Origin of the sequence: Alteromonas nitratireducens (assembly GCF_040812025.1) — a bacterium.
Classification (GTDB): domain Bacteria; phylum Pseudomonadota; class Gammaproteobacteria; order Enterobacterales; family Alteromonadaceae; genus Alteromonas; species Alteromonas nitratireducens.
This window is the reverse complement of record NZ_JBFNPK010000020.1, coordinates 23,901-46,982: the sequence shown is the minus strand read 5'-3', so window position 1 is coordinate 46,982 and position 23,082 is coordinate 23,901. Positions and strand designations below refer to the sequence as shown.

Sequence of the window (23,082 nt, the reverse complement as noted above, 5' to 3'; positions counted from 1 at the left end):
AGGAGTATAAAAAACCGCCACTTCCTTGTAAGTCAGGGCTTTTATACCTACAGATATAACGTTATACCTTTTAACGTTTTCAGACAATTAGTCTTTAGACTGACCCTGCAGGGCGGCTTCCCGCGCAGAGCGGCGACGCTCTGTCAGTAACTTGGTGATAATGCTGAACAGGTTACTGACATTGAACACGGTGCCGAAAATACTGCCAACGGAAATCGCGTACATCAGTCCAAGTACTTCCGCCAGCAAAAACCACTGACGCAGCTTCATCGCGTCACGCAGCATAATAGAGCCGACCGTAAAAATCAGTGAGGATGCGTAGGCAACAATAATCATGGCGTCATGCTGAAGTACGAACCATTCATACAGGAAAAAGCCGATATTAGCGGCAACAAACAGCGCCAGAATGCGCTTGCCACGGAAACGTAACGCCACGATATTGCGGATGCTGGCCAGGATTGTGCCAATCCCTGCAGCCATCGCGCCCAGCATAAAGAAATGAATGCTGACGCTTAACAATGCAAATGCAGAGACCACCAGGTACCGCTCGACACGGTTTTGCCGGTAACCGATGAAATTAAGTACGACCGCAAGTGCGCCAAACGCTTCTGCCAGCATGTCCATAGTAGCGATTACTTCTCCCGCCTGAGTAAAATACCAACCTCTGTTTTACCGCCATCAAATCAGGGTGAGCAGAGGGCTGCGGATCATACTGCGAGTAGCAACGTTTAGCCAGTAACAATCATGATTAAAAGTTCAGGTAAAAGGGCTGACAAAGCTGCCTGAACGCTGCACTGTACTGGCCATCCAAATCGCGGACAAAAAGTGAATGCTCACTTACATCAGATGCGTTATGAGAAAAATGGAAGACCGTTACATACGGTACGCAGTCTGCACGGTGAGACACCGACAGGGATGATGACAATGCCAGCCCGTTCGCACCGGCCGCTTCAATGATATGTTGCCGGCTATCAGTCGGATACAGGCACACCAGTTCGCCGTCACGGGTAAGCGCCTGACGGGCAAACGCAAACAGCGCAGAGGGTGACAGCCCCGCTTGCTGGCGTGCAGTATGACGCGCTGGTGATTGTTGCTCGTACGCCCGGGTGGCTTTCGCACTGTGCGTGAAATACGGCGGATTGGACACAATCAGCGAATATGGCTTTGTATACTGAAAGTCCTGAACAGCGCCGGGTATAATGCTTATCTTTTCCGGCCACGGCGACTGCCTGACATTTTCGGTAGCCTGCCTGGCCGCATCGACGTCAATTTCTACCGCATCAATGTGTGCGGTGAGAGCGCTTCGCTGCGCCAGCATCAACGCGAGCAGGCCGCATCCGGTTCCCACATCCAGCATACGCTGATGGCCATCGGTCTGCACCCAACTGCCAAGGATCAGACTGTCCGTGCCCACTTTCATAGCACAGCGGTCATCATTCACCACAAATTGCTTACAACGAAACATGCCAGGTCAGACAAACCGCTGGAGCGAGATCATTTTTGCCGCCACGTCTTCAGCGCGGACGGGCCGGTATTTACTCAGGGCTCCCACCATCAGCCTCTTGAACAACGGCGCCAGTCGCTGCCCCCATTGCTCAAGCGGACGACGTTCGTCGCGCTCACCCAACAACAGCGACGGTCGTACTGCTGAGGCATAGTCGAGCTGAGGCATACGCATAATGGCATTTTCCAGCTCGCCTTTGACGCGCAGGTAATAGTTACTGCTTTTCGCATCGGCACCCACTGAAGAAATCCAGACAAAGCTATCACAACGCTGGGCACGGGTGAGCTGTGCGGCAACGTGAATGTATTCAAAGTCGACCCGGCGAAATGCGGCCTTTGACCCGGCTTTTTTCATGGTGGTGCCGAGACAGCAATACACATGATTTACACTGAAGTAACCCTGATAGTCCTGCAGCGCGTCGAAGTCTATGACCACCGGAGCCAGCTTATTATGTGGATCCTGAAATAATCCGGCCGGTAAGGGCTTGCGTATCAGCACCGTGACATTACTGTAACGGTGATCATTGAGTAATTGTTGTACCAGACGTCGTCCGACCAGACCGGTTGCGCCAAGTACCAGCGCTGATTTAAGACTGCTCAACTTGTATCATCCTGTGTAATCTCTACAATCAGACCCACGTTATTAACGCAAAGAAAAAATCAATGAAGAAAATCCTGCTACTCGGAGCCCTTATGCTCAATACAGCCAGTCAGGCCGAATCGCTCAATATTGAACGTATTTTCGCTTCTCCGTCATTAGATGGCAATGCGCCACGCTCACTTGCAGTGTCACCTGACGGTGAACGTGTGACCTTTCTGAAGGGGAAAGACACCGATTACGAACAGCTCGACCTGTGGGAATACCACATCGGTAGCGGCGAAACCCGTATGCTGTTTGATTCTGCCAAGCTCACCGACGGCAAAGAGGAATTGTCTGACGAAGAGAAAGCCCGCCGTGAACGCATGCGTCTGTCGGGAACCGGGATTGTCAGCTACCAATGGTCTGACGATGGTAAAGCGTTACTGTTCCCACTTGGCGGTGACGTCTTCTACTACCGTTTAGGCGACAAGAACGCGCAGCAATTACTCAACACGGATGCCTTCGAAACAGATATTAAGCTGTCACCAAAGGGCAATTACATTTCCTTCATTCGCGATCAGAACCTGTTTATCAAGCATATTGCGTCTGGCGAAGAACGGGCTGTCACTACTGAAGGTGGCGGCACGATAAAATTCGGGATGGCGGAGTTTGTTGCCCAGGAAGAAATGGGGCGGATGACCGGTTACTGGTGGTCACCGGACGAGTCCCACATTGCGTTTACCCGTGTGGATGAGGCACCGGTGGAGGTGATCACGCGCAGTGAAATTTATGCTGATGACATCAAAACCATTACCCAGCGCTATCCTAAGGCAGGCACGCCTAATGTCACCGTTAGCCTGGCGGTACAATCGCTGCTGACAAACGAGCGCACCTGGGTAGATCTCGGTGACGACAAGGACATTTATCTGGCCCGTGGCAACTGGATGCCAGACAGCAAGACTTTTACCTACCAGTGGCAAACACGCAATCAACAAACCCTTGAATTGCGCGCCTTTCACGTTCCCACAGAGCAACAGACCGTGTTGCTCAGAGAAGTCAGTCCGACCTGGGTCAACCTGCATGACGACCTCCACTTTCTGAATAAAGCATCACAGTTTATCTGGGCATCAGAACGTGATGGCTTTAAACACCTTTATTTGTTTAACAATGACGGTTCGCTGGTGCAGCAACTGACCAAAGGTAAATGGGTGGTTGATAATCTGGAAGCTGTCGATGAAGATGCCGGCGTCATTTATTTCTCCGGACGAAAAGACACCGCACTGGAAAGTCATCTCTATCGCGTCGCATTGTCCGGCGGGGAAATCACCCGCATTACACAGCGTGATGGTTTCCATGACATCGCGTTCAGTGACGACGCCTCCATTTACATTGATCGCTTCTCAACCGTGAATACGCCTTATCAGGTTAGCCTGCATAATGCCAAAGGCGAGCAGCTGACCTGGCTGGAAGAAAACAAGGTTGACGCCACACACCCACTCTACCCGTATATGGACAGCTGGACACAACCAGAGTTTGGCGAAATTGAAACGGCTGACGGTGCCACACTGATTTACCGGCTTTATAAACCACAGAATCTGAATAAAAAGCATCCGGTTATCGTTTACCTTTACGGTGGCCCTCACGCCCAGGTTGTCACTAACAGCTGGGGTGGAAACCGCGGCCTGCTGATGCAGCACTGGGTTGATCAGGGCTATGTGGTATTCTCGCTGGATAACCGTGGTTCAAATTACCGCGGTAAGGCGTTTGAAGATCCTATTTACAAGCAGATGGGCAGTATAGAGGTGGATGACCAGGTTGCCGGCGTTAAATTCCTGCGTACGCTGCCTTATGTTGACCCTGAGCGCATTGGTGTGCACGGCCATAGCTACGGTGGTTACATGACACTGATGACCATGTTCAAAGCGGGGGATTACTTCAAGGCGGGCGTGTCGGGTGCGCCGGTCACTGACTGGCGTCTGTATGACACCCATTACACCGAGCGTTACATGGGTAACCCGGTCACCGATGATGCCGCCTATACTGCGTCATCGGTGTTCCCGTATGCGAAGGATCTGAAAGGGTCGTTGCTGATTTACCACGGCATGGCCGATGATAACGTGCTGTTTACTCACAGCACTATGCTGTACAAACACCTGCAGGATCTGGCGATTCCTTTTGAAACCATGGACTACCCGGGTAAAAAACACAGCATCCGCGGCAAACAAACCGGGATCCACTTATATAAAACTATCACCAACTTTTTTAAAAGGAACCTAAACCCTTGATTTAAAAAAGTTTACATAGCACAAAGGGCATAACCGACAGGTTATGCCCTTTTTTATTTCCATCATTAAAAATGATATTTTTGACGACGAAATGATTGTTTCTTGCGATTAGCTGCGCTAGGTTAATGTGTACTGAGCACAAATTGCTCATGAATAAGAAGAAAAAAGGAAGAAAAATAACACATAGGGAGTGTGGTATTACAACAAGTACAAATGAAGAGAAGTAGTATGAAAAAAGTATTCACGCCCACCCTAATCGCGGCCGCCCTGGCCATGGGTGCAGGAAACGCACAGGCAGAAGATTCCCGATACATCATTCAGGTAGATAACGCAGGTAAAGGCATCGTGAAAGCGCTGGCAAAACAGTCAGGTGCACAGATTCACGTTGATGCCGACGGCTTTATTGCGGCAACGTTTGCCGGTAAGTCACTGGAGCAGGTGAAAGGTCTGCTGAATAATCCCCATGTAAAACTGGTCGAGGCGGATCAGAAACGTTACCCGATGGCACTGTATAACGACGACGCGGGTAACCCTGAAACCATGCAGATCACCCCGTATGCGGTATACCAGGCACAGGCAGATCAGGTCACGTTCGACCCCAATGCAGGCATGAAAGTCTGTGTTATCGATTCAGGTCTGGATGCGACTAACCCTGACTTTGAATGGTCAAAGATCACGGGGGATAACGATCCGGGCACCGGTAACTGGTTTGATAACGGTGGCCCTCACGGCACGCACGTAGCAGGTACCATTGGCGCAGCTGACAACAGTTATGGCGTTGTGGGCATGGCACCGGGTGTCGATATGCACATTATCAAGGTATTTAACGCCGCGGGCTGGGGCTACTCGTCAGATCTTGCCCAGGCTGCGCAGCTGTGTTCACAGGCCGGCGCCAATATTATCAATATGAGTCTTGGCGGCGGCGGTGCAAACAGCACCGAAGAGAATGCGTTTGACGCGTTTGTCGCCAGCGGCGGTTTTGTCGTAGCGGCAGCCGGTAACGATGGCAACAGCGTGCGCTCTTACCCTGCCGGCTATTCGTCAGTCATGATGATTGGCGCAAACGACGCAGACGACAACATTGCCGATTTCTCTCAGTATCCTTCATGCACCAGCGGTCGTGGCCGCAACGTGACATCAGATGAAACGATCTGTGTGGAAGTGACTGCGGGCGGCGTCGATACACTGTCAACCTATCCGGCAGGTGGTGCCTCATTGGCAACGCTGGCGGCTGACGGTCAGGGTGTGGCGTCTTCTGCCATGGAAAATACCGGCAGTGCCTCAGCAGCTACCTATTTCATGGGACTGGGTGATGCCGTTGACACCGGCGCTGCTGGTAAAATCTGTGTGATCGACCGCGGCAGCGTCTCGTTTTACGACAAGGTGAATAACTGTGAGAACTCCGGCGGTGTTGGCGCGGTTATTATCAATAACGAAGCGGGCATGCTGTATGGCACGCTGGGCACCACCAACGACACGTCTATCCCTGCGGTCGGCGCAGCACTGGAAGACCGTGCCACCCTGCTGAGCGCGGCAACAATCGACATCAGCATTGGTGCCAGCGACTATGGGTACATGAGCGGAACTTCCATGGCAACACCGGCGGTGGCAGGTGTTGCGGCACTGGTTTGGTCTAATCATCCAACCTGTACCGGCAGTGAGATCCGTGAAGCGCTGAAAGCGACGGCACGTGACGCCGGCGCACCAGGAAAAGACGACTTCTTTGGTTACGGTATTGTGCAGGCAGCTGACGCAAGCGCCTACCTGACCACCAACGGGTGTGAAGGTGGCAACGGCGGTGGCGGCGGCACCGATCCAGGCCCGGGTGGTGATCTGTCACTGTCTGCCGTTGGTTACAAAAACAAAGGCACACAAGTGGTTGACCTGACCTGGTCAGGCGCAACCGGTGCGAGTGTTGATGTGTACCGCAACGGCGGCGTTATCACTACCACGGCCAATGATGGCGCCTATACCGATAACCTGAATGTAAAAGGTGGCGGTGTGTACGACTATCAGATCTGTGAAGCCGGCACCACAACCTGTTCAGCAACCGTGACGGTCGTGTTCTAACGTCCTCACGCTGTTAACAGGCTAAAGCGCGGCACTTGCCGCGCTTTTTTATGCGCGGTTCCAATTGACAAGCTTTACGTAAATCGTAAAGGTAGGCATTCCAATTTGTCCGCTAACAGGAACTGTGTTTTACATGCCGAACCAATCTACGCCCAGTCTGCCCACATTTACTGATGTCGCAGAGGCAGCAAGACGTATTGCACCGTTGATTAAAAAGACGCCACTCATTGAGTCTTCCCTCCTGAACCAATGGTTTGGTCACCGTATCGTGTTTAAAGCAGAGTGTTTTCAGACGACCGGCGCATTCAAGTTACGTGGCGCCACCAATGTTCTGGCTCAGCTACATGAACAGGACATGCTGCCTGACCGTGTCGTGGCGAACAGTTCCGGCAACCATGCGCAGGCCGTGGCCTGCGCCGCCAGCCGGTTCTCATTACCGGTGACGATTTACGCAGGCAATACTATCTCGCCGATAAAAGCGGCCGCCACGCGCGCCTATGGTGCTGAACTTAAATTGTTCGCCACCCGTAATGAGGCCGACGACGCAGTTCGGGAAGCGGCCCGGGAGCCAGGCACATTATGGATCCCCCCCTACAATCATCCGGCAATCATCGCCGGGCAGGGAACGGCCGCACTCGAAGCACTCGAAGAGCTTGGCAGCGCAGACGCTGTGTTCGCCCCGTGTGGCGGTGGCGGGCTGCTGAGTGGCACCCTGCTGGCGACCCGTGAGCTTTGCCCTGATGCCAGTGTCATTGGCGCCGAACCGCACGCTGCAAATGACGCAGCCCAATCTCTGCAGCGTGGCGAAATTGTGCGTTTGTCGTCACCACCAAAAACACTGGCAGATGGTGCTGCCACACCCAGCGTAGGCGAGTTTACGTTTCCGTTTTTACAACAACTTGATGACTTCTACGAGGTTGATGAGCAGCAAATTTGTTACTGGACGCAGTGGCTTCATCATCTGACAAAATTGCATATTGAGCCGACCTGCGCGATGACAATGGCTGCGGTGGCGGCCTGGGCGGTCAACACGCCCCCGGGCAAAACGGCACTGGTGATTTTATCTGGCGGTAATATCAGTGCAGCCAGTATGCAGGCGCTGTGGGAACAGGATTATCTGTCGCAGCCTCCAATAATTGCAGAACAGGGGATACAGGAATGACAATCAAAAAATGGCTGACACTGACCGCACTGTGTATTATCAGCGCAGGCACGCTCGCACAAACGCTGGTTCATAATGTCACCGGCTATACCATGGATAACGATGGAAAACTCGTTACGTTCTCTTCACTACTGATCGACGACGGCAGAGTTATTGCGCTGAACCCGGATAAGAATACCACGGCCACGACCACCATAGACGGAAAAGGCCGCATCATGCTGCCGGGCCTGATTGATGCGCACGGCCACTTACTGGGTCTTGGCGCTAACCTGCTTGAAGTGAATCTGCGTGAGGCGCAAAGCGCGCGCGCGGCGGCAGACGAGGTCGCAGCCTACGCGCTGGGCCATCGTGATCAGCCCTGGGTGATTGGCCGCGGCTGGAATCAGGAACTGTGGCCGGATCGCGCCTTCCCTACCGCTGCCACCCTGGATGAAAAGGTGTCTGATCGCCCGGTCTGGCTGACGCGGGTAGACGGCCATGCAGGCTGGGCGAACACCAAGGCACTGGAAATTGCCGGAATCACGGCGGATACTCCCGATCCGACTGGTGGCCAGATCCTGCGTGATGCCGATGGCAACCCTACCGGGGTGTTGATTGACAATGCCACGGCGCTGGTTGAGCGCCATATTCCTCAGGAATCCAGCGCGCAGTTAAAAGCAAGGCTGGATGCCGCCGGTCAGCATCTGCTGGCGAATGGCATTACCGCCATGCATGATGCCGGCATCAGCCATGCCGTTTACGACTTTTATATGGCGCAGACGCTGACAGGTGACATGCCGATCAGGGTATATGCCATGCTGAGCGCCACAGATCCTACGCTGGATGCCATGCTGGATAACGGCATCATTCGCAGTAATGACGATTTTCTGTATATTCGCTCGGTGAAAGCCTATGGCGACGGTGCGCTCGGCAGCCGCGGTGCGGCGCTGCTGGCGCCCTATTCTGACGCTCCCTCACAGCACGGTTTGCTGCTTACCCAGCCAGAAGACATGGACGCGCTGTTTACCAACGTACTCAGTCAGGGCTTCCAGCTTAATTACCATGCGATTGGCGACAAAGCCAACCGGCTGGCACTGGATGCGTTTGAACGAGCATTTAAACACACTGACGGTCAGTCGCTTCGTAATCGTATTGAACATGCGCAGGTCATTGCGCCTGACGACCTGATGCGTTTTTCCTCCCTGAAGGTATTGCCTTCCATGCAGCCGACCCACGCCACCAGCGACATGAACATGGCAGAAGATCGCTTGGGCAGTCGCCGTATCAAAGGTGCCTATGCGTGGAAAACCCTGCTTGAGTCAGGCATTCCCCTGCCGCTGGGCTCTGATTTCCCGGTTGAGCTGGCCAATCCTTTCTATGGCTTGCACGCTGCAGTGACCCGCCAGGACAGAAATAATCAGCCGGTTGAAGGCTGGTATCCTCATGAGGCGCTGACTATTGAACAAGCGTTTAAAGGGTTTACCCTTGATGCCGCTTACGCGGCCCACATGGAAGACTCTCTGGGAGGCCTGACACCAGGCAAGTGGGCAGACTTTATTATGGTTGACCGTGACATCTTTACCATCCCGGCTCAGGACCTCTGGAAAACCAGGGTACTGGCGACGTACGTTGCCGGTAACAAGGTCTTTGAGGCCAGATAACCTATGGTCTCACTGCGTCAGGGCATCGGGCTGATTGCCGCCTCGTTTCTGGTACTTAACGGGCTCATTGGTGCCGGTATATTTGCACTCCCGGCACGAATGGCAGCCCAGGCAGGCGCTTTCAGTCCATGGATTTTTCTTATTTTTGGCGCCCTGATGCTCAGCGTCGTCTGGTGTTTTGGTCAACTGGCGGCACGCTTTGAACAAACCGGCGGTCCGGTTGTTTATGCGCGTGAAAGCTACGGCGACTTTATTGGGTTTCAGACCGGCTGGCTGTACTACCTGGCCCGGGCCACCGCCATTGCGGCTAACATGCATGTCTTGCTGCTGTACGCGGGTTTCCTGCTGCCGGACGTGAATCAGGGAGCCGGCCAGATTGCCGCCATTCTGGTCCTCAGCCTGTTGCTCGTCGGCGTCAACGTCGTGGGTATTCGCCAGGCAGTACGTGCGCTCGATGCTGTCACCGTGATCAAGCTGGTCCCCTTTCTGGTTCTGCTCGGCGTCGGCCTGAGTACCATTGACCTGCCGACCATGCCAGCCAGTATGCCGGAAATGGATCTTATCAGTTCCGGGGCGTTACTGACCCTGTATGCCTTTATTGGCTTTGAAACGGTGGTGGTGACATCGGGTGAAACCAGTCATCCATCCAGAACCATTCCTCGTGCCCTGATGCTGACGGTGATCGCGATTGCGGTATTTTATTTTCTGGTGCAACTGGTTTACTGGCGTGTGCTGGGCAATCAGTCCTCTGACCGTGCGCCGCTGATTGAACTTGCCGATACACTGATGGGGAGCTGGGGTGCCTGGATGATAACCCTGACCGCTGTTTTTTCGGTTGCCGGCAATCTGCTGGCCAACATGATTTCCACGTCGCGGCTTACCTACGCCATGGCGGGGGAACGTAATCTGCCGGGCATTTTCGGGCAACTCAATGAACGTTATGCCACACCGGCATTTTCTATTGTTTTTCTGGGTGTGCTCGCCGCCATCATGGCGCTCACCGGTAGTTTCGTTTATCTGGCCGTTGCCAGCGTGCTGTCACGGCTTGTTGTCTACGCAATTTGTATAGGTGCGCTGATGAGGTTTCAGCGTCAGGATCCCTTCTCATTGATAAGACAGTGGATGATACCGGTGACTGCGCTGCTGGTGTGTGGCTGGGCGCTATTTCAGTCATCACCATCAGAGTGGAAGCTGCTGTTAGCGGAAGGGATAATTGGCACCGTCATATTTTTACTGTGGCGTAGGTATGCTGGCCGGTAACCGGTAGCCGGCCACCGATACGTTGTGGTGGGCAACGCCCACCACCAGGCTATCAGGCTGACGGATAGAGTGTTTTAATCCAACGCTCCTCATTAATGAACGCCCAGCTCCACGACGCCCATTTTGGTTCTAACCCTGTCTCAACGACCTGCTCAACGCTCATGCCTTTCGCCTTCATGGCTTTGACTTCGGCATAGGTGGCTTCGATCATCGCGAGAAAGTCCTGATACGCCGCTTTGTCGCCAAGCGGTCCATGACCGGGAATAATAACCGTATCCTCGTCCACTTTACCCAGCAGCGTTTTCACAGAAGCGATATAGCCGTCCACACTCCCACCTGAACTGAGGTCGATATACGGAAAGCGCTCGTTGAAAAACAGGTCACCGGTATGCAGCACATCCGGCTCCTCGAACCACACCACGCTGTCACCGTCGGTGTGCCCGGTTGGCAGGTGCATCACGTGCAGGGTTTCGTTGTTGAAGTGCAGTTTTATGCCATCCTGATAGGTAACGACCGGCAGACCCGCCTCACTGAAGTTTTCGTCCCCTGCGAGTCGAATACGCACATTTTCATGCGCAAAAATAGTCGCACCTTTGTGCTCATGGAAGAATGCATTTGAGCCTGTGTGATCCCCGTGATAGTGGGTATTGATCACGTAACGTGGTTTATCTGTGCCAAGATCACCTAACGCCGCGGCAATTTTCTCTGCCATGGGCGCATATTGATCATCAATGATGAGGACCCCATCATCACCGGCAGATACGCCAACATTGCCGCCCGCCCCGGTCAGCATATGCACGGCGCCGCGCAGTGCAGTCGATTCAATCTGCACATCTGCAAACCGGTCATCTTCCGCTATTACCGGTACCGACGCTGACAATAATACCGGCAACACCCATCTGGAAATCTGCTTTCGAAACATCGTTTTGACTACCTTCACTGTGAATAACACCAAAAGGTATATGACACCCACGGTCTATCAGATCACTCCGATGACGGTGTTTCTCCAACATACGCGAATCGGGGAACCGCGTGTCCGTCTACGTCGACCATTTCGGTGAACATGGTCAGCGGCCTGACCCACAACGCACGCTCCCCATAGCATGGCCGATAGACAACCAGCCGGCTTTCGTCCTCTGAATGGGTAGCAACCCCAATGACATCGTAATCATTCCCTTTATAGTGCCGGTAGCGCCCCGCTTTGATGTTTTCGCTGCTCATGGTCTTACTTCCTCCAGTGGCAATCGTAATTGTAAATCTGTGGCAGGGGCAGCCAGGCCAATATGCACCCCCACTAACCTTATTCCACGACCGTTTGCTCGCAGCCAGGCTTCTTCCAATAATCTATCAAAGCCTTCCGGGGAGACGGTCACACCGCGGTGCTCAACGGTGGTAAGCTGAAAGTCCGCAAACTTCAGTTTAACGCCCAGTGTTTTTACCGCAATGGTCTTGCCGGTGCGCTTCTCGTGCTGAGTGATGCGGGCGGTTAGCTTTTCAAGTAATACAGGCAGTATGCTCTGACATTCCTCCAGCGTATGGATATCATCACTGAGTGTTCGCTCGACACCGATGGATTTGCGAGTACGACTTACCGACAGTGGCCGGTCATCGACGCCGTGTGCCCGCTCCCACAGCACACTGCCAAACTTTCCGAATTCTTTTTGTATACGTTCAAACGGATAGCGCCTGACATCTTCACAGGTAGCCAGTCCAAGCCGCTGAAGCTTTTGCATGGTTTTCTCACCGACCCCCGGTATTTTCTTGAGGGGCAGCGTTCTCACGAAACTATCCAGCTTATCCGGCGTAATCACGCAAATGCCATCGGGCTTATTCTCGTCGCTGGCGATCTTGGCGACAAATTTACAGGGCGCAACACCGGCAGACGCTGTCAGGCCAAGCTCCTGTTTGATACGTCTGCGAATATCCTGTGCTATCAGTGTGGCACTGCCGCCAAACAGCGTCGTGTTTGTGACATCAAGGTACGCTTCGTCCAGTGAAAGCGGCTCTATCAAATCGGTGTAATCTTCAAAAATCGCCCGTATCTTTCGCGATTCTGCGGCATACAATTCCATTCGTCCCTTAACCAGCTTCAGGTCGGGACACAAGCGCAGGGCATAGGCAGTTGCCATGGCCGAACGCACGCCATATTTGCGGGCTGGATAGTTACAGGTAGAGATAACGCCCCGGCGGTCGGCGCTACCGCCAATGGCAATAGGGATATTCGTGAGCGACGGATCTTCACGCATTTCTACTGCGGCATAAAAGCAATCCATATCAATATGGATAATTTTACGCATTTTGCCCCCTACCACTGTATATCTATACAGAATTATACGGTGTCTGACTGCAACAGACCAGTGTCGGGACGGGCGCGCTGTGTCAGGTTATCAGCGACAATAAAAAAACCGGGCTGGATGCCCGGTTTTCACTGAATCAGAGGATTTGGTTTTCCTGCCATTCTTTAAGCTTTTTCTCTCTGGCCTCTGCTTTTTCCATCCGCGCTTTTTTACGGTCGCACGGCTCAGGGCAATCACAGGCTTTCTCAATACCGAGCGCGCCAAGACCACCGCAGCTTCCCGAGATAGACTTGCGCTGTAATAAATAGCCAATCGCCATGGCGACTACCATCACCAGGAAAAAGGCAAACGCAAGAAGAAATGTAGACATGAGATCACCCCTTAATTGTGAACGTCGACAAGTTTATCAAATTTTGACGACGCATACTCTTCAAATCCATCGTCGGTGCGACGAATAAGAAACACCGCCAGATCTTCTTTCTCAGCCAGTGTTTTGGCCTGCTCCCAGCCCATAACATTAAAGGCAGTTGCCAGGCCATCAGCCGTCATCGATGACGGATGTACCACCGTTACTGACACCAGGTTATGGTTAATCGGTTTGCCCGTTCGCGGATCAATAAGGTGCGAATACCGTACACCATCTTCTTCATAATAATTGCGGTAATCCCCCGAGGTCGCGATTGCATTGGTACCAATTGAGACAATTTTCTGCGCCGCGCGTTCGTTACTGACCGGCTTTTCAATTGCTATCAGCCATGGGTCTCCATCACCCCGCTGACCTTTCACCCGCATCTCGCCACCAATTTCAATCAGATAATTATCAATAGCCAATTGCTCAAACAGTTCAGCGATAGCGTCTACCCCATAGCCCTTAGCAATGGTTGAAAGGTCAACATACAGCATTGGGTGGGCCTTTCTTAATCCATCAGCCGTTACCGCTAACTTATCCAGACCTACATAATCCCGTACTGCAGCGATGGCGTCGTCGCTCGGGATCTTCTCAGGCCGTTTGGTGGGGCCAAACCCCCAGAGATTCACCAGCGGCCCGACGGTTACATCCAGTACGCCGTGGCTCAGTTGCCCTAACCGCAGCGCCTCTTCGACAACCAGTCGCGTTTCTTCTGATACAGCAAAACTGTCGGTATAACGATATTGGTTAAAGCGTGACAGTTCAGAGGTGGTGTCATACGTCGACATCAGTTTGTTGATGTGAGCCAGGCGTTCGTCCACCTTCTGCTGTAATCCGGGAAACTGCTGTTCATCCACCTTCACATATTTGATGTTGTATGTCGTTCCCATGGTTTCGCCATACAGGTGGACAACCGGTAATGGTTTGTCGGCACACCCAGCCAGCACTATCAGCAGCAGTAAAGAAAATAGAATACGCATAAGCGTTGATTTGCTCCGTTGTTTACATAAAAAAGGGGGCTAAAGCCCCCTTTTCATTCAACTTAATGGTTAACCACCGAAGTCGTCCAACATGATGTTGTCGTCTTCAACACCCAGGTCTTTAAGCATGTTAATGACCGCGGCGTTCATCATAGGTGGCCCACACATGTAGAACTCACAGTCCTCAGGTGCAGGGTGATCCTTCAGGTAATTCTCGAGCAGTACCTGGTGAATGAAGCCGGTATAGCCTTCCCAGTTATCTTCCGGTTGTGGATCTGACAGGGCAACATACCAGTTAAAGTTCTCATTCTCGGCAGCCAGTTCGTCAAAATCTTCTACATAGAACATTTCACGCAGTGAACGGGCACCGTACCAGAAACTGATCTTACGCTTGGTCTTAATACGGCGAAGCTGGTCAAAAATGTGTGAACGCATTGGCGCCATACCAGCACCACCACCAACGAACACCATCTCTGCGTCGGTATCTTTTGCAAAGAATTCACCAAACGGACCAGAAATCGTTGCTTTATCCCCTTCCTTAAGGCTCCAGATGTACGAGGACATTTTACCGGCAGGCAGACTCAGGTTATTAGGCGGCGGCGTAGCAATACGCACGTTCAGCATAATAATGCCTTCCTCTTCCGGATAGTTCGCCATTGAGTAAGCACGGATCGTTTCTTCGTCTACCTTTGACTCAATATCAAAGAAGCCGAAACGCTCCCAGTCACCACGGTACTCTTCCGGAATATCAAAGTCTTTGTACTTCACATGGTGTGGCGGCGCCTCAATCTGGATATAACCACCAGCACGGAAAGGCACGCTCTCGCCATTAGGGATTTTCAGCTTCAGTTCTTTGATGAATGTCGCTTTGCTGTCATTGGAAATAACTTCGCAATCCCACTTTTTGATACCGAAGACTTCTTCAGGCAGCTCAATATCCATGTCCTGCTTAACAGCAACCTGACAGGACAGACGGCAGCCTTCACGCGCTTCACGCTTGGTAATGTGGTCCAGTTCCGTTGGTAGGATTTCACCACCACCGGATTTTACGTCAACGCGACACTGACCACATGAACCGCCACCACCACAGGCAGACGATACGAAAATACCCGCGTCGGCCAGCGCGCCAAGCAGTTTACCGCCCGGCGCCGTTTTGATCGCTTTGTCAGGATCGTTATTAATTGTAATGGTTACATCACCACTGGGTACCAGTTTGGACTTGGCAAACATGATGATGAATACCAGCGCCAGTACAATGGCAATGAACATGCCGACGCCAAGAAAAATCTCAATTTGATTCATTTGCTGCTCCCAAGCTTGTTATAGCTGAATACCAGTGAACGACTGGAAGCCCAGCGCCATCAGGCCTGCAATCATGAAGACTGCACCGAGGCCACGAACACCGTCAGGCATATCAGCGTATTTCAGCTTCTCACGAACTGCAGCCAGCAATACAATTGCCAGCGCCCAGCCCAGACCACTACCTACACCGTAAACCAGGCTTTCTGCATAGTTGTATTCACGCTGAACCGCAAACGCAACACCACCGAAGATGGCACAGTTAACGGTAATCAGCGGCAGGAAAATACCCAGCGCGTTATACAGTGCAGGGAAGAACTTATCCAGACTCATTTCCAGGATCTGCACCAGCGCTGCAATAACACCAATGAAAGTCAGGAAGTTCAGGAAGCTCAGGTCTGCATCCGGGAAACCAGCCCATGCTAGCGCGCCCGGCGCAAGAATGTTGACGTAGATGATTTGGTTAACCGGTACTGAAATACCCAGTACAACCACAACCGCTACACCCAGACCCATGGCTGTTTTTACTTTTTTGGACACTGCCAGAAATGTACACATTCCCAGGAACAGTGACAGCGCCATGTTCTCAACGAAGATTGAGCGAACAAATAACGACAAATAATGTTCCACGACGCTTACTCCTTAGGCTCAACTTGCTCAGGACGGATGGTACGGATAAACCAAATCATACCGCCAATTAAGAAGAATGAACTGAACGGCAGGATCAGCAGACCGTTACCCTGATACCAGCCACCATTCTGTACCAGTGGCAGGATTTCGAAACCAAGGATAGTGCCGAACCCAAACAGTTCTTTAATCGTACCAATAACAATCAGGATAAATGAATAACCCAGACCGTTACCGATACCGTCGAGGAAACTCATCAGCGGTGGGCTCTTCATCGCATACGCTTCTGCGCGGCCCATTACGATACAGTTAGTAATAATAAGACCAACAAATACCGACAGCTGTTTCGAAATCTCATACGAGTACGCTTTCAGGATCTGGTCAACGACGATTACCAGTGACGCAATAATGGTCATCTGAATAATAATCCGCACGCTTGACGGGATCTGATTACGAATCAGTGAAATAAATAGGTTAGAGAACGCAACAACGCTGGTCAGCGCCAGTGACATTACCAGGGCTGTTTCCAGCTTGGTGGTAATCGCCAGCGCAGAACAAATACCCAGAACCTGCAGGGCAATAGGGTTGTTGTCCAGAATCGGCCCAAAGAGAGCCTTTTTCATTTCTTTTGTATCTGCCATGAAACTCCCCTTATGAACGCCATGCCTGTTTCTTCAGGAACGGGCCAAAGCCCTGCTCACCTACCCAGTAACGAACGGTGTTTTCTACACCGTTACTGGTCAGGGTCGCACCTGAAAGCGCATCGACAGAGTGTGGATTAGTTGCAGATGCGTTTTTCTTAACACGGATTGCAACATCGCCGTTTTCATACAGCTTTTTACCATCCCACTTCGCCTGCCAGCTTGGGTTTTGCACTTCGCCACCCAGCCCAGGTGTTTCTTTTTGCTGATAGTAAATCAGTTCACGTACTGTCTGACCGTCAGCGTCAACCGCCAGGAAGCCGTACATCAGGTCCCACAGACCGCTGCCATGCACAGGCAGGATCACGCGGCTGACGTCGCCGCTGTCGTCACGTACCAGATAAACACTGGCAACGTTTGGACGACGCTGGAAACCCACGTTACTGTTTTCTACTTTGGTCGACGTTGCTTCGACTTTAGCGGCTTTATACATGTCGTAGTCAGCCGATGGCGCGTCTACAAACTCGCCGGTGTCCAGGTCAACGAAACGCGGTTCAACACGCTCTTCATAAGTAGATTCGACATCTTTTCGGCTCATGCCTGTTTCATACAGACCTGCAGCCGTCAGGATGTTGGTTCTCTCATCCAGTTTTGCATTCGCCTGCTGCAGCGAGCGCAGGCCAACAGCCGCGCCCGATACAACGATAGAACACACCAGACAGACGGCAACAACGATGCCGACGGTTTTCCCTAAAGATTCTTTCTTAGCCGACACGAGCTACCCTCCGCTTAATATTGCTTTGCGCGACAAAATAGTCGAACAGTGGCGCCCACAGGTTGGCAAACAGAATTGCCAGCATAACCCCTTCCGGGAAGGCCGGGTTCAGGACGCGAATCAGAACTGTCATAAACCCGATAAAGATACCGTATGCCCATTTACCCTGGTTGGTAAATGACGCGGATACCGGGTCTGTCGCCATAAAGAACATACCGAATGCCAGACCACCTACAACGAAGTGCCAGTGCGCGGGCATAGCGAACATTGGGTTAGTGTCACTGCCAATCATGTTCAGCAGGGTAGCGAAGAAAGCCACACCGATTGCCACACCGGCAACGATGCGCCAGCTTGCAATCCGCATATACATGATAAACAGACCGCCAATGATGATAGCCAGGGTTGATACTTCACCCGCAGACCCCTGAATGAAACCGTAGAAGCTGTTCATCCACTGGTCCATGTTGTTGTAGTCCAGTGTGCCTGATGCAGCCTGGCTCAGTGACGTTGCACCTGAATAACCGTCCGCAGCCACCCATACGCTGTCACCTGAGATTTGTGCAGGGTAAGCGAAGTACAGGAACGCACGGCCAGACAGTGCAGGGTTCAGGAAGTTACGGCCGGTTCCGCCAAAGACTTCTTTTGCGATAACCACACCGAACGTAATACCCAGAGCAACCTGCCACAGCGGAATAGTTGCTGGCAGCGTCAGGGCAAACAGTACTGAGGTGACAAAGAAACCTTCGTTCACTTCGTGTTTGCGCACAGAGGCAAACAGCACTTCCCAGAAACCGCCTACAACAAAGGTTGTGGCATAAATTGGTAGCCAGAAACAGGCACCATAGAAGAACAGACCCAGCGCACCGGCGCCTTCCAGGTTACCACCCAGGCCCATAAATAATGCGGCCTGCCAGGTGTCAGCAACGCTGCCACCTGCAGCCAGCGCGTCCTGCGCCTGCAGACCAATGTTATACATACCAAAGAACATGGCCGGGAATGTTGCCATCCAGACCATGATCATGATGCGTTTCAGGTCGATGCTGTCACGCACGTGCGTGTTGGCTTTATTGACCTTACCCGGGGTGTAAAAAATGGTCGCCGCTGCTTCATACAGTGCATACCATTTTTCGTACTTACCACCTGGCTCGAAGTTTGGTTCGATTTTCTCTAAATACGCTTTCAAACCCATGACTTAACCCTCTTTCTCGATCGTGGCCAGTGCGCCGCGCAGGATTGGACCGTAGTTGTATTTGCCGGGGCATACGTAAGTACACAACGCCAAATCTTCCTCGTCCAGCTCCAGGCAACCCAGCGCCTGTGCACTGTCGGTGTCACCAGAGATCAAATCACGCAGTAACAGCGTGGGAATGATATCCAGCGGCATAACACGTTCGTAGTTACCAATTGGCACCATAGAGCGCTCAGAGCCATTGGTTGTTGTTGTCATATCGAAACGTTTGCTGCTCAGGTGTCCCAGGTAAGCACGGGTAACCGAATGCTTGTCTGAGCCTGGCGTCAGCCAGCCAAAGAATTTCTTCTCACGGCCTTCTTTCAGAAGCGAAACCTGGGTGTGGAAACGCCCCAGGAAACCATGGACGCCCTGCGCTGTGGTTCCATTCAGCACAGAACCAGAGACCACACGAATGTCGCCATCGGCCATTTCGCCGGCGGTCAGTTCAGCAAGGTCTGCACCGATAACAGTACGTACCAGGCGAGGGTTCTTCGCCGCCGGACCGGCCAGAGAAATAACACGACGGTTATCCAGTTGTCCGGTTGTCAGCAGTGCACCAATCGCCATTACGTCCTGGTAATTGATATGCCAGACGGTCTTCTTATTACCGACTGGATCGAGGTAATGGATATGTGTTCCCGCAAGACCTGCAGGGTGAGGGCCACCAAACTCTTCAACGTCTACAGCCGCATTACCGGTTGCAACAGACGCGCCAGGAGCCTTACACACAAACACTTTACCACCGCTCAGCTGCGTCAGCGCTTTCAGACCATTGACGAAGTCATCTTCACGCTCGGCAATGACCACTGTCGGGTCTGCTGCCAGTGGATTGGTGTCCATTGCAGTAACAAAAATAGAACTGGGAACAGAGTCCAGTGCTGGCGTCTTGCTGAACGGACGCGTACGGAACGCAGTCCACAGCCCGGATGCAACCAGCGTGTTCTGGAGTTGTTCGCGAGGCGCAGTGGCAATGTTATCAGCGCTGATTTTGTCAAACTCAACAGCATCATCACCGTCAACTTTGATCACAACAGACTGAAGGACACGTTTAGCACCCCGGTTTACCTCTACCACTTCACCCGCAGCTGGCGCAGTAAAGTTAACGCCAGGATTCTTTTTGTCTTCAAAAAGAAGCTGACCTTTCTTTACCTTATCGCCGACCTGAACGTGCATGGTAGGGCGCATACCCACATATTCTTCTCCCAGAATGGCAACGCGCGACACAGCAGTTCCTTCAGAGATCTGCTGAGAAGGCGCTCCCTCAATTGGGAGGTCGAGACCTTTCTTGATTTTTATCATATGTAATCGCACTACTCTAATAGAAATACCCTTTTGCATGACCGCAGTTAACCCCTGCTGCCAACATGCAAAAGCGTACTCAGAACAGGTAATAAAACCGTGTTGCTGTACAAACAACTTTTGTTTTTACCACTCTCCGACAACAGACTGTTGTCAGTGTGTAAGATTGCGTTCCCGACCGTAATAATGCGTAACCAGAATTCGGTAGGTTATTGTTATTATTGAAGTTTGAGCATTTCCGACCGCATCAGTTATCACCTGCTGCCGATCCTGCCCCACTTAACTTCGGGATTTTAGCATTAACCTAGGCAGTTATGCCACGTTAATCACAGATAAACCTCAGATTTTCTGAAGCTGTCAATCTGACGTTACGCTTTCAATTAGCCGAGCTTATGTCTTCGCAGAGGGTGTAAAGGGTTGTGAGGGGAGACGTTGACTACAGAGCCCTCTGCCGCAGGGATGCGGCAGCGGAGCGCCCATGGATGGGTTCACCGCGTGTTCTGAGGTCAACGTCTCCCCCCGCGAGCCTTTACCGAAAAGCTTACCAGCTCACCTGAGGATCAACATCTTCGTCGTAATCGACAGTATCAATATCAAAGCCAAACAGTTTCAGGAATTCGTGATGATAGCCAGCGTAATCACTCAGCTCATGGAAGTTGTCCTGGGTCACCTTATCCCATAGCGCTTTGATTTTTGCCTGGGTTGCATCGTTGGTTTCTTTACCGTCCATACGATATCGGTTGGCTTCATCAAGGGTAGGCGTGTCTCCATACAGACATTCTGTAAACAGGCCACGAATTTGTTCGATACAGCCTTCGTGCGTCCCTTCTTCCTTCATCACCCGATAAAGTAATGAGATATACAGCGGCATCACCGGAATCGCAGAACTCGCCTGCGTTACCAGCGCTTTCAGCGAACTGACATTGGCTTCTACATTCAGGTCGGCATGTTTACCAATGATGGCAGCAGCTGCACGGTCAAGGTCTTCTTTGGCTTTACCAATGGTAGCCTGCCCGTAGATTGGCCACGTCAGCTCCTTGCCAATGTAGGTGTATGCTGTTGTTTTACAGCCCTCGGCCAGTACACCTGCTTCAGCCAGCGCGTCCAGCCACAGCTCCCAGTCTTCGCCGCCCATGACTTTGATGGTATTGAGTATCTCGTCATCGTTGGCAGGCTCAAGCGAAACGTCATGCACCAAATCCTTGTCGGTGTCATAGGTTTTCGTTGTGTAGGCCTGGCCCACAGGCTTAAGGGTTGACTTGTACGTCACGCCGCTGACCGGATCGGTACGACGTGGAGAAGCCAGACTGTAAACCACCAAATCAACCTTGCCGAGATCCTGCTTAATGGTGTTGATCACGTCCTGTTTCATTTCATTGGAGAAGGCATCGCCATTTAACGTTTTAGCGTAAACACCCGCTTTTTCCGCTTCCTGATGAAATGCCGCCGTGTTATACCAGCCGGCCGTGCCGGTCTTGCGCTCGCTGGGTTCTTTTTCAAAGCAGACACCCAGAGTGTCAGCACCATAGCCAAATGCCGAGGTGATCCGTGACGCCAGCCCGTAACCGGTAGAACAGCCAATCACCAGTACCTTTTTCGGACCATCGGTGTACGGCCCCTGCTCTTTTATGTAGGCAATCTGCTCTTTCACTGCCTCTGCACACCCTTTGGGATGCGCATTCGTGCAAATAAAGCCTCTGACTTTTGGTTTGATAACCATAGGTTCCTTTCCTTTTAAGAATGTACGCGCCATTGTAAGCATGCCACGGGGGATAACAACTCTGAGCAGCTAAAAATCAAGAGGCAGAAATGACTCGCAGGTCTGGAAGAGAAGGAAGCCTGAGCAACGCTGGGGAGCGGGGAGGCCCCTGAAAGCAGCTCCCCGCTCCGCTTTTACGTCTCTAACTAACCGAGTGCTTTAATTTGGCACTATCTGTTATTGTAATAGGCCTTTTCGGAGAGCGCATGGTACTCAGAGACATCTTTATAGAATGCCTGATAGGCACGGTAGATTCGGGCGAAATCAGCATCTTCCTGAGATTTTCGCTGCATGACCCGTTGTGAGGCCGCTTTAAGTGCCTGAAGCACATCTTCTGGTAACGGTTTGACCTTTACGCCGTGTTCTTTAATCAGGGTTTGCATGGCTTTGTTATTGCGTGCGGTGTATTCATCCAGCATATCCTGATTCACCGCCCGGGTTGCCACTTCAACAACTTTTTGCAGGTCAGCAGGCAGCGACGCGTAAGCATCTTTATTCACAATAAATTCCAGCGCGGTACCGGGCTCATGCCAACCCGAGTGATAATAATAATCGGCGGCACGATACAGGCCGAACGCCAGGTCATTGTACGGGCCTACCCACTCGGTAGCATCAATGGCACCGGTTTGCAGGGCAACGAAGATCTCACCACCAGTAAGGGCAACCGGTACGCCACCGACTTCTTTCAGCACTTCTCCCCCAAGGCCGGGGATGCGCATTTTCAGCCCCTGGAAATCCTCCAGGCTGGTAATTTCCTTTTTAAACCAGCCTGCCATCTGCACACCGGTATTGCCACCGGCAAACGGAATGACATTAAACGGGGCATATAATTCGCGCCACAGTTCCATACCACCACCATAGTGCAACCAGGCATTCATCTCGGTAACATTCATGCCAAAAGGTATGGCTGAGAATATCGGTGCGGCAGGAATTTTGCCTTTCCAATAGTATGCACCGGCATGCCCCATTTGCGCGGTACCCTGCGAAACCGCATCAAACACTTCAAAGCCGGGAACCAGTTCCCCTGCCCCGTATACGGTGACTTTCAGCCGGCCACCGGACATCTCCCCGACATAGTCAGCAAACGTTTCCGGCGCACGTCCCAGACCGGGAAAGTTCTTCGGCCACGCGGTGACCAGCTTCCATTCAAAGGTTTGGGTTGATGTATCCGCGTCACTTTTCTGGTTAGTGGCATTGTCCGAACAGGCAAACAGCACACTTCCCAGCATAACCACAAGCATGAGTTTTATTGTTTTATACATGGG

21 protein-coding genes are annotated in these 23,082 nt (G+C 52.1%); 5 read left to right on the top strand and 16 right to left on the bottom strand.

Annotated elements, in window-relative coordinates; all coding sequences use genetic code 11:
• Window positions 1-87 precede the first annotated feature (87 nt).
• The 3 genes from AB1N33_RS14710 to AB1N33_RS14700 form a co-directional block, all read right to left on the bottom strand.
• A complete protein-coding gene (locus AB1N33_RS14710; RefSeq protein ID WP_411272325.1) occupies window positions 88-624 on the bottom strand; it encodes a YgjV family protein in 537 nt (178 codons plus the stop codon).
• 124 nt (window positions 625-748) lie between these two features.
• Window positions 749-1,420, bottom strand: a complete 672-nt coding sequence (locus AB1N33_RS14705) for a tRNA1(Val) (adenine(37)-N6)-methyltransferase (protein ID WP_411272324.1) — start codon at window positions 1,418-1,420, stop codon at window positions 749-751.
• 51 nt (window positions 1,421-1,471) lie between these two features.
• Entirely contained in the window at window positions 1,472-2,104 is a 633-nt protein-coding gene (locus AB1N33_RS14700) for an NAD(P)H-binding protein (protein ID WP_411272323.1), read from the bottom strand.
• Between the two features lie 62 nt (window positions 2,105-2,166).
• On the opposite strand from AB1N33_RS14700, the gene AB1N33_RS14695 reads away from it, so the two are divergent.
• The 5 genes from AB1N33_RS14695 (at window position 2,167) to AB1N33_RS14675 (ending at window position 10,500) form a co-directional block, all read left to right on the top strand.
• A complete protein-coding gene (locus tag AB1N33_RS14695) occupies window positions 2,167-4,368 on the top strand; it encodes a S9 family peptidase (protein ID WP_411272322.1) in 2,202 nt (733 codons plus the stop codon).
• Between the two features lie 228 nt (window positions 4,369-4,596).
• Window positions 4,597-6,438: a S8 family serine peptidase gene (locus AB1N33_RS14690; protein ID WP_411272321.1), complete on the top strand. Its 1,842-nt coding sequence runs from the start codon at window positions 4,597-4,599 to the stop codon at window positions 6,436-6,438.
• 133 nt (window positions 6,439-6,571) lie between these two features.
• Window positions 6,572-7,600 carry a serine/threonine dehydratase gene (locus tag AB1N33_RS14685; RefSeq protein ID WP_411272320.1) on the top strand — a complete coding sequence of 343 codons (1,029 nt, stop codon included), beginning with the start codon at window positions 6,572-6,574 and terminating at the stop codon, window positions 7,598-7,600.
• A complete protein-coding gene (locus AB1N33_RS14680) occupies window positions 7,597-9,240 on the top strand; it encodes an amidohydrolase (protein WP_411272319.1) in 1,644 nt (547 codons plus the stop codon). Before AB1N33_RS14685 ends, AB1N33_RS14680 begins: the two co-directional genes overlap by 4 nt.
• 3 nt (window positions 9,241-9,243) lie before the next feature.
• The gene (locus AB1N33_RS14675) at window positions 9,244-10,500 is read left to right on the top strand and encodes an APC family permease (RefSeq protein ID WP_411272318.1); all 1,257 of its coding nucleotides are present in this window, start codon (window positions 9,244-9,246) and stop codon (window positions 10,498-10,500) included.
• A 52-nt stretch (window positions 10,501-10,552) separates the two neighbouring features.
• Here the strand turns inward: AB1N33_RS14675 and AB1N33_RS14670 are convergent, their stop codons facing one another.
• The 13 genes from AB1N33_RS14670 to AB1N33_RS14610 all read right to left on the bottom strand — a co-directional run bounded on the left by AB1N33_RS14670 (window position 10,553) and on the right by AB1N33_RS14610 (window position 23,079).
• The gene (locus tag AB1N33_RS14670; RefSeq protein WP_411272317.1) at window positions 10,553-11,422 is read right to left on the bottom strand and encodes an MBL fold metallo-hydrolase; all 870 of its coding nucleotides are present in this window, start codon (window positions 11,420-11,422) and stop codon (window positions 10,553-10,555) included.
• A gap of 62 nt (window positions 11,423-11,484) precedes the next feature.
• The gene (locus tag AB1N33_RS14665) at window positions 11,485-11,721 is read right to left on the bottom strand and encodes a DUF1653 domain-containing protein (RefSeq protein WP_411272316.1); all 237 of its coding nucleotides are present in this window, start codon (window positions 11,719-11,721) and stop codon (window positions 11,485-11,487) included.
• On the bottom strand, window positions 11,718-12,797 hold the full coding sequence (gene dinB / locus AB1N33_RS14660; protein WP_411272315.1) for a DNA polymerase IV: 1,080 nt from the start codon (window positions 12,795-12,797) through the stop codon (window positions 11,718-11,720). The genes AB1N33_RS14665 and dinB overlap by 4 nt, the downstream gene beginning before the upstream one ends.
• Before the next feature lie 136 nt (window positions 12,798-12,933).
• On the bottom strand, window positions 12,934-13,167 hold the full coding sequence (gene nqrM, locus AB1N33_RS14655; protein WP_411272314.1) for a (Na+)-NQR maturation NqrM: 234 nt from the start codon (window positions 13,165-13,167) through the stop codon (window positions 12,934-12,936).
• An 11-nt stretch (window positions 13,168-13,178) separates the two neighbouring features.
• On the bottom strand, window positions 13,179-14,186 hold the full coding sequence (locus AB1N33_RS14650; protein WP_411272313.1) for an FAD:protein FMN transferase: 1,008 nt from the start codon (window positions 14,184-14,186) through the stop codon (window positions 13,179-13,181).
• Window positions 14,187-14,255: 69 nt separating this feature from the next.
• The gene (gene nqrF, locus AB1N33_RS14645) at window positions 14,256-15,488 is read right to left on the bottom strand and encodes an NADH:ubiquinone reductase (Na(+)-transporting) subunit F (RefSeq protein ID WP_411272312.1); all 1,233 of its coding nucleotides are present in this window, start codon (window positions 15,486-15,488) and stop codon (window positions 14,256-14,258) included.
• Between the two features lie 18 nt (window positions 15,489-15,506).
• Window positions 15,507-16,115, bottom strand: a complete 609-nt coding sequence (gene nqrE / locus AB1N33_RS14640; protein WP_411272311.1) for an NADH:ubiquinone reductase (Na(+)-transporting) subunit E — start codon at window positions 16,113-16,115, stop codon at window positions 15,507-15,509.
• A gap of 5 nt (window positions 16,116-16,120) precedes the next feature.
• The gene (locus tag AB1N33_RS14635) at window positions 16,121-16,753 is read right to left on the bottom strand and encodes an NADH:ubiquinone reductase (Na(+)-transporting) subunit D (RefSeq protein ID WP_014950795.1); all 633 of its coding nucleotides are present in this window, start codon (window positions 16,751-16,753) and stop codon (window positions 16,121-16,123) included.
• Between the two features lie 10 nt (window positions 16,754-16,763).
• Complete coding sequence (locus AB1N33_RS14630) at window positions 16,764-17,528, bottom strand: Na(+)-translocating NADH-quinone reductase subunit C (protein ID WP_411272310.1); 765 nt, start codon at window positions 17,526-17,528, stop codon at window positions 16,764-16,766.
• Complete coding sequence (locus AB1N33_RS14625) at window positions 17,518-18,717, bottom strand: NADH:ubiquinone reductase (Na(+)-transporting) subunit B (RefSeq protein ID WP_411272309.1); 1,200 nt, start codon at window positions 18,715-18,717, stop codon at window positions 17,518-17,520. The genes AB1N33_RS14630 and AB1N33_RS14625 overlap by 11 nt, the downstream gene beginning before the upstream one ends.
• Before the next feature lie 3 nt (window positions 18,718-18,720).
• On the bottom strand, window positions 18,721-20,058 hold the full coding sequence (locus AB1N33_RS14620) for a Na(+)-translocating NADH-quinone reductase subunit A (protein WP_411272308.1): 1,338 nt from the start codon (window positions 20,056-20,058) through the stop codon (window positions 18,721-18,723).
• 541 nt (window positions 20,059-20,599) lie between these two features.
• Window positions 20,600-21,778 carry an enoyl-ACP reductase FabV gene (gene fabV, locus AB1N33_RS14615; protein WP_411272307.1) on the bottom strand — a complete coding sequence of 393 codons (1,179 nt, stop codon included), beginning with the start codon at window positions 21,776-21,778 and terminating at the stop codon, window positions 20,600-20,602.
• Window positions 21,779-21,987: 209 nt separating this feature from the next.
• Window positions 21,988-23,079: a TRAP transporter substrate-binding protein gene (locus AB1N33_RS14610; RefSeq protein WP_411272306.1), complete on the bottom strand. Its 1,092-nt coding sequence runs from the start codon at window positions 23,077-23,079 to the stop codon at window positions 21,988-21,990.
• Window positions 23,080-23,082: the final 3 nt, after the last annotated feature.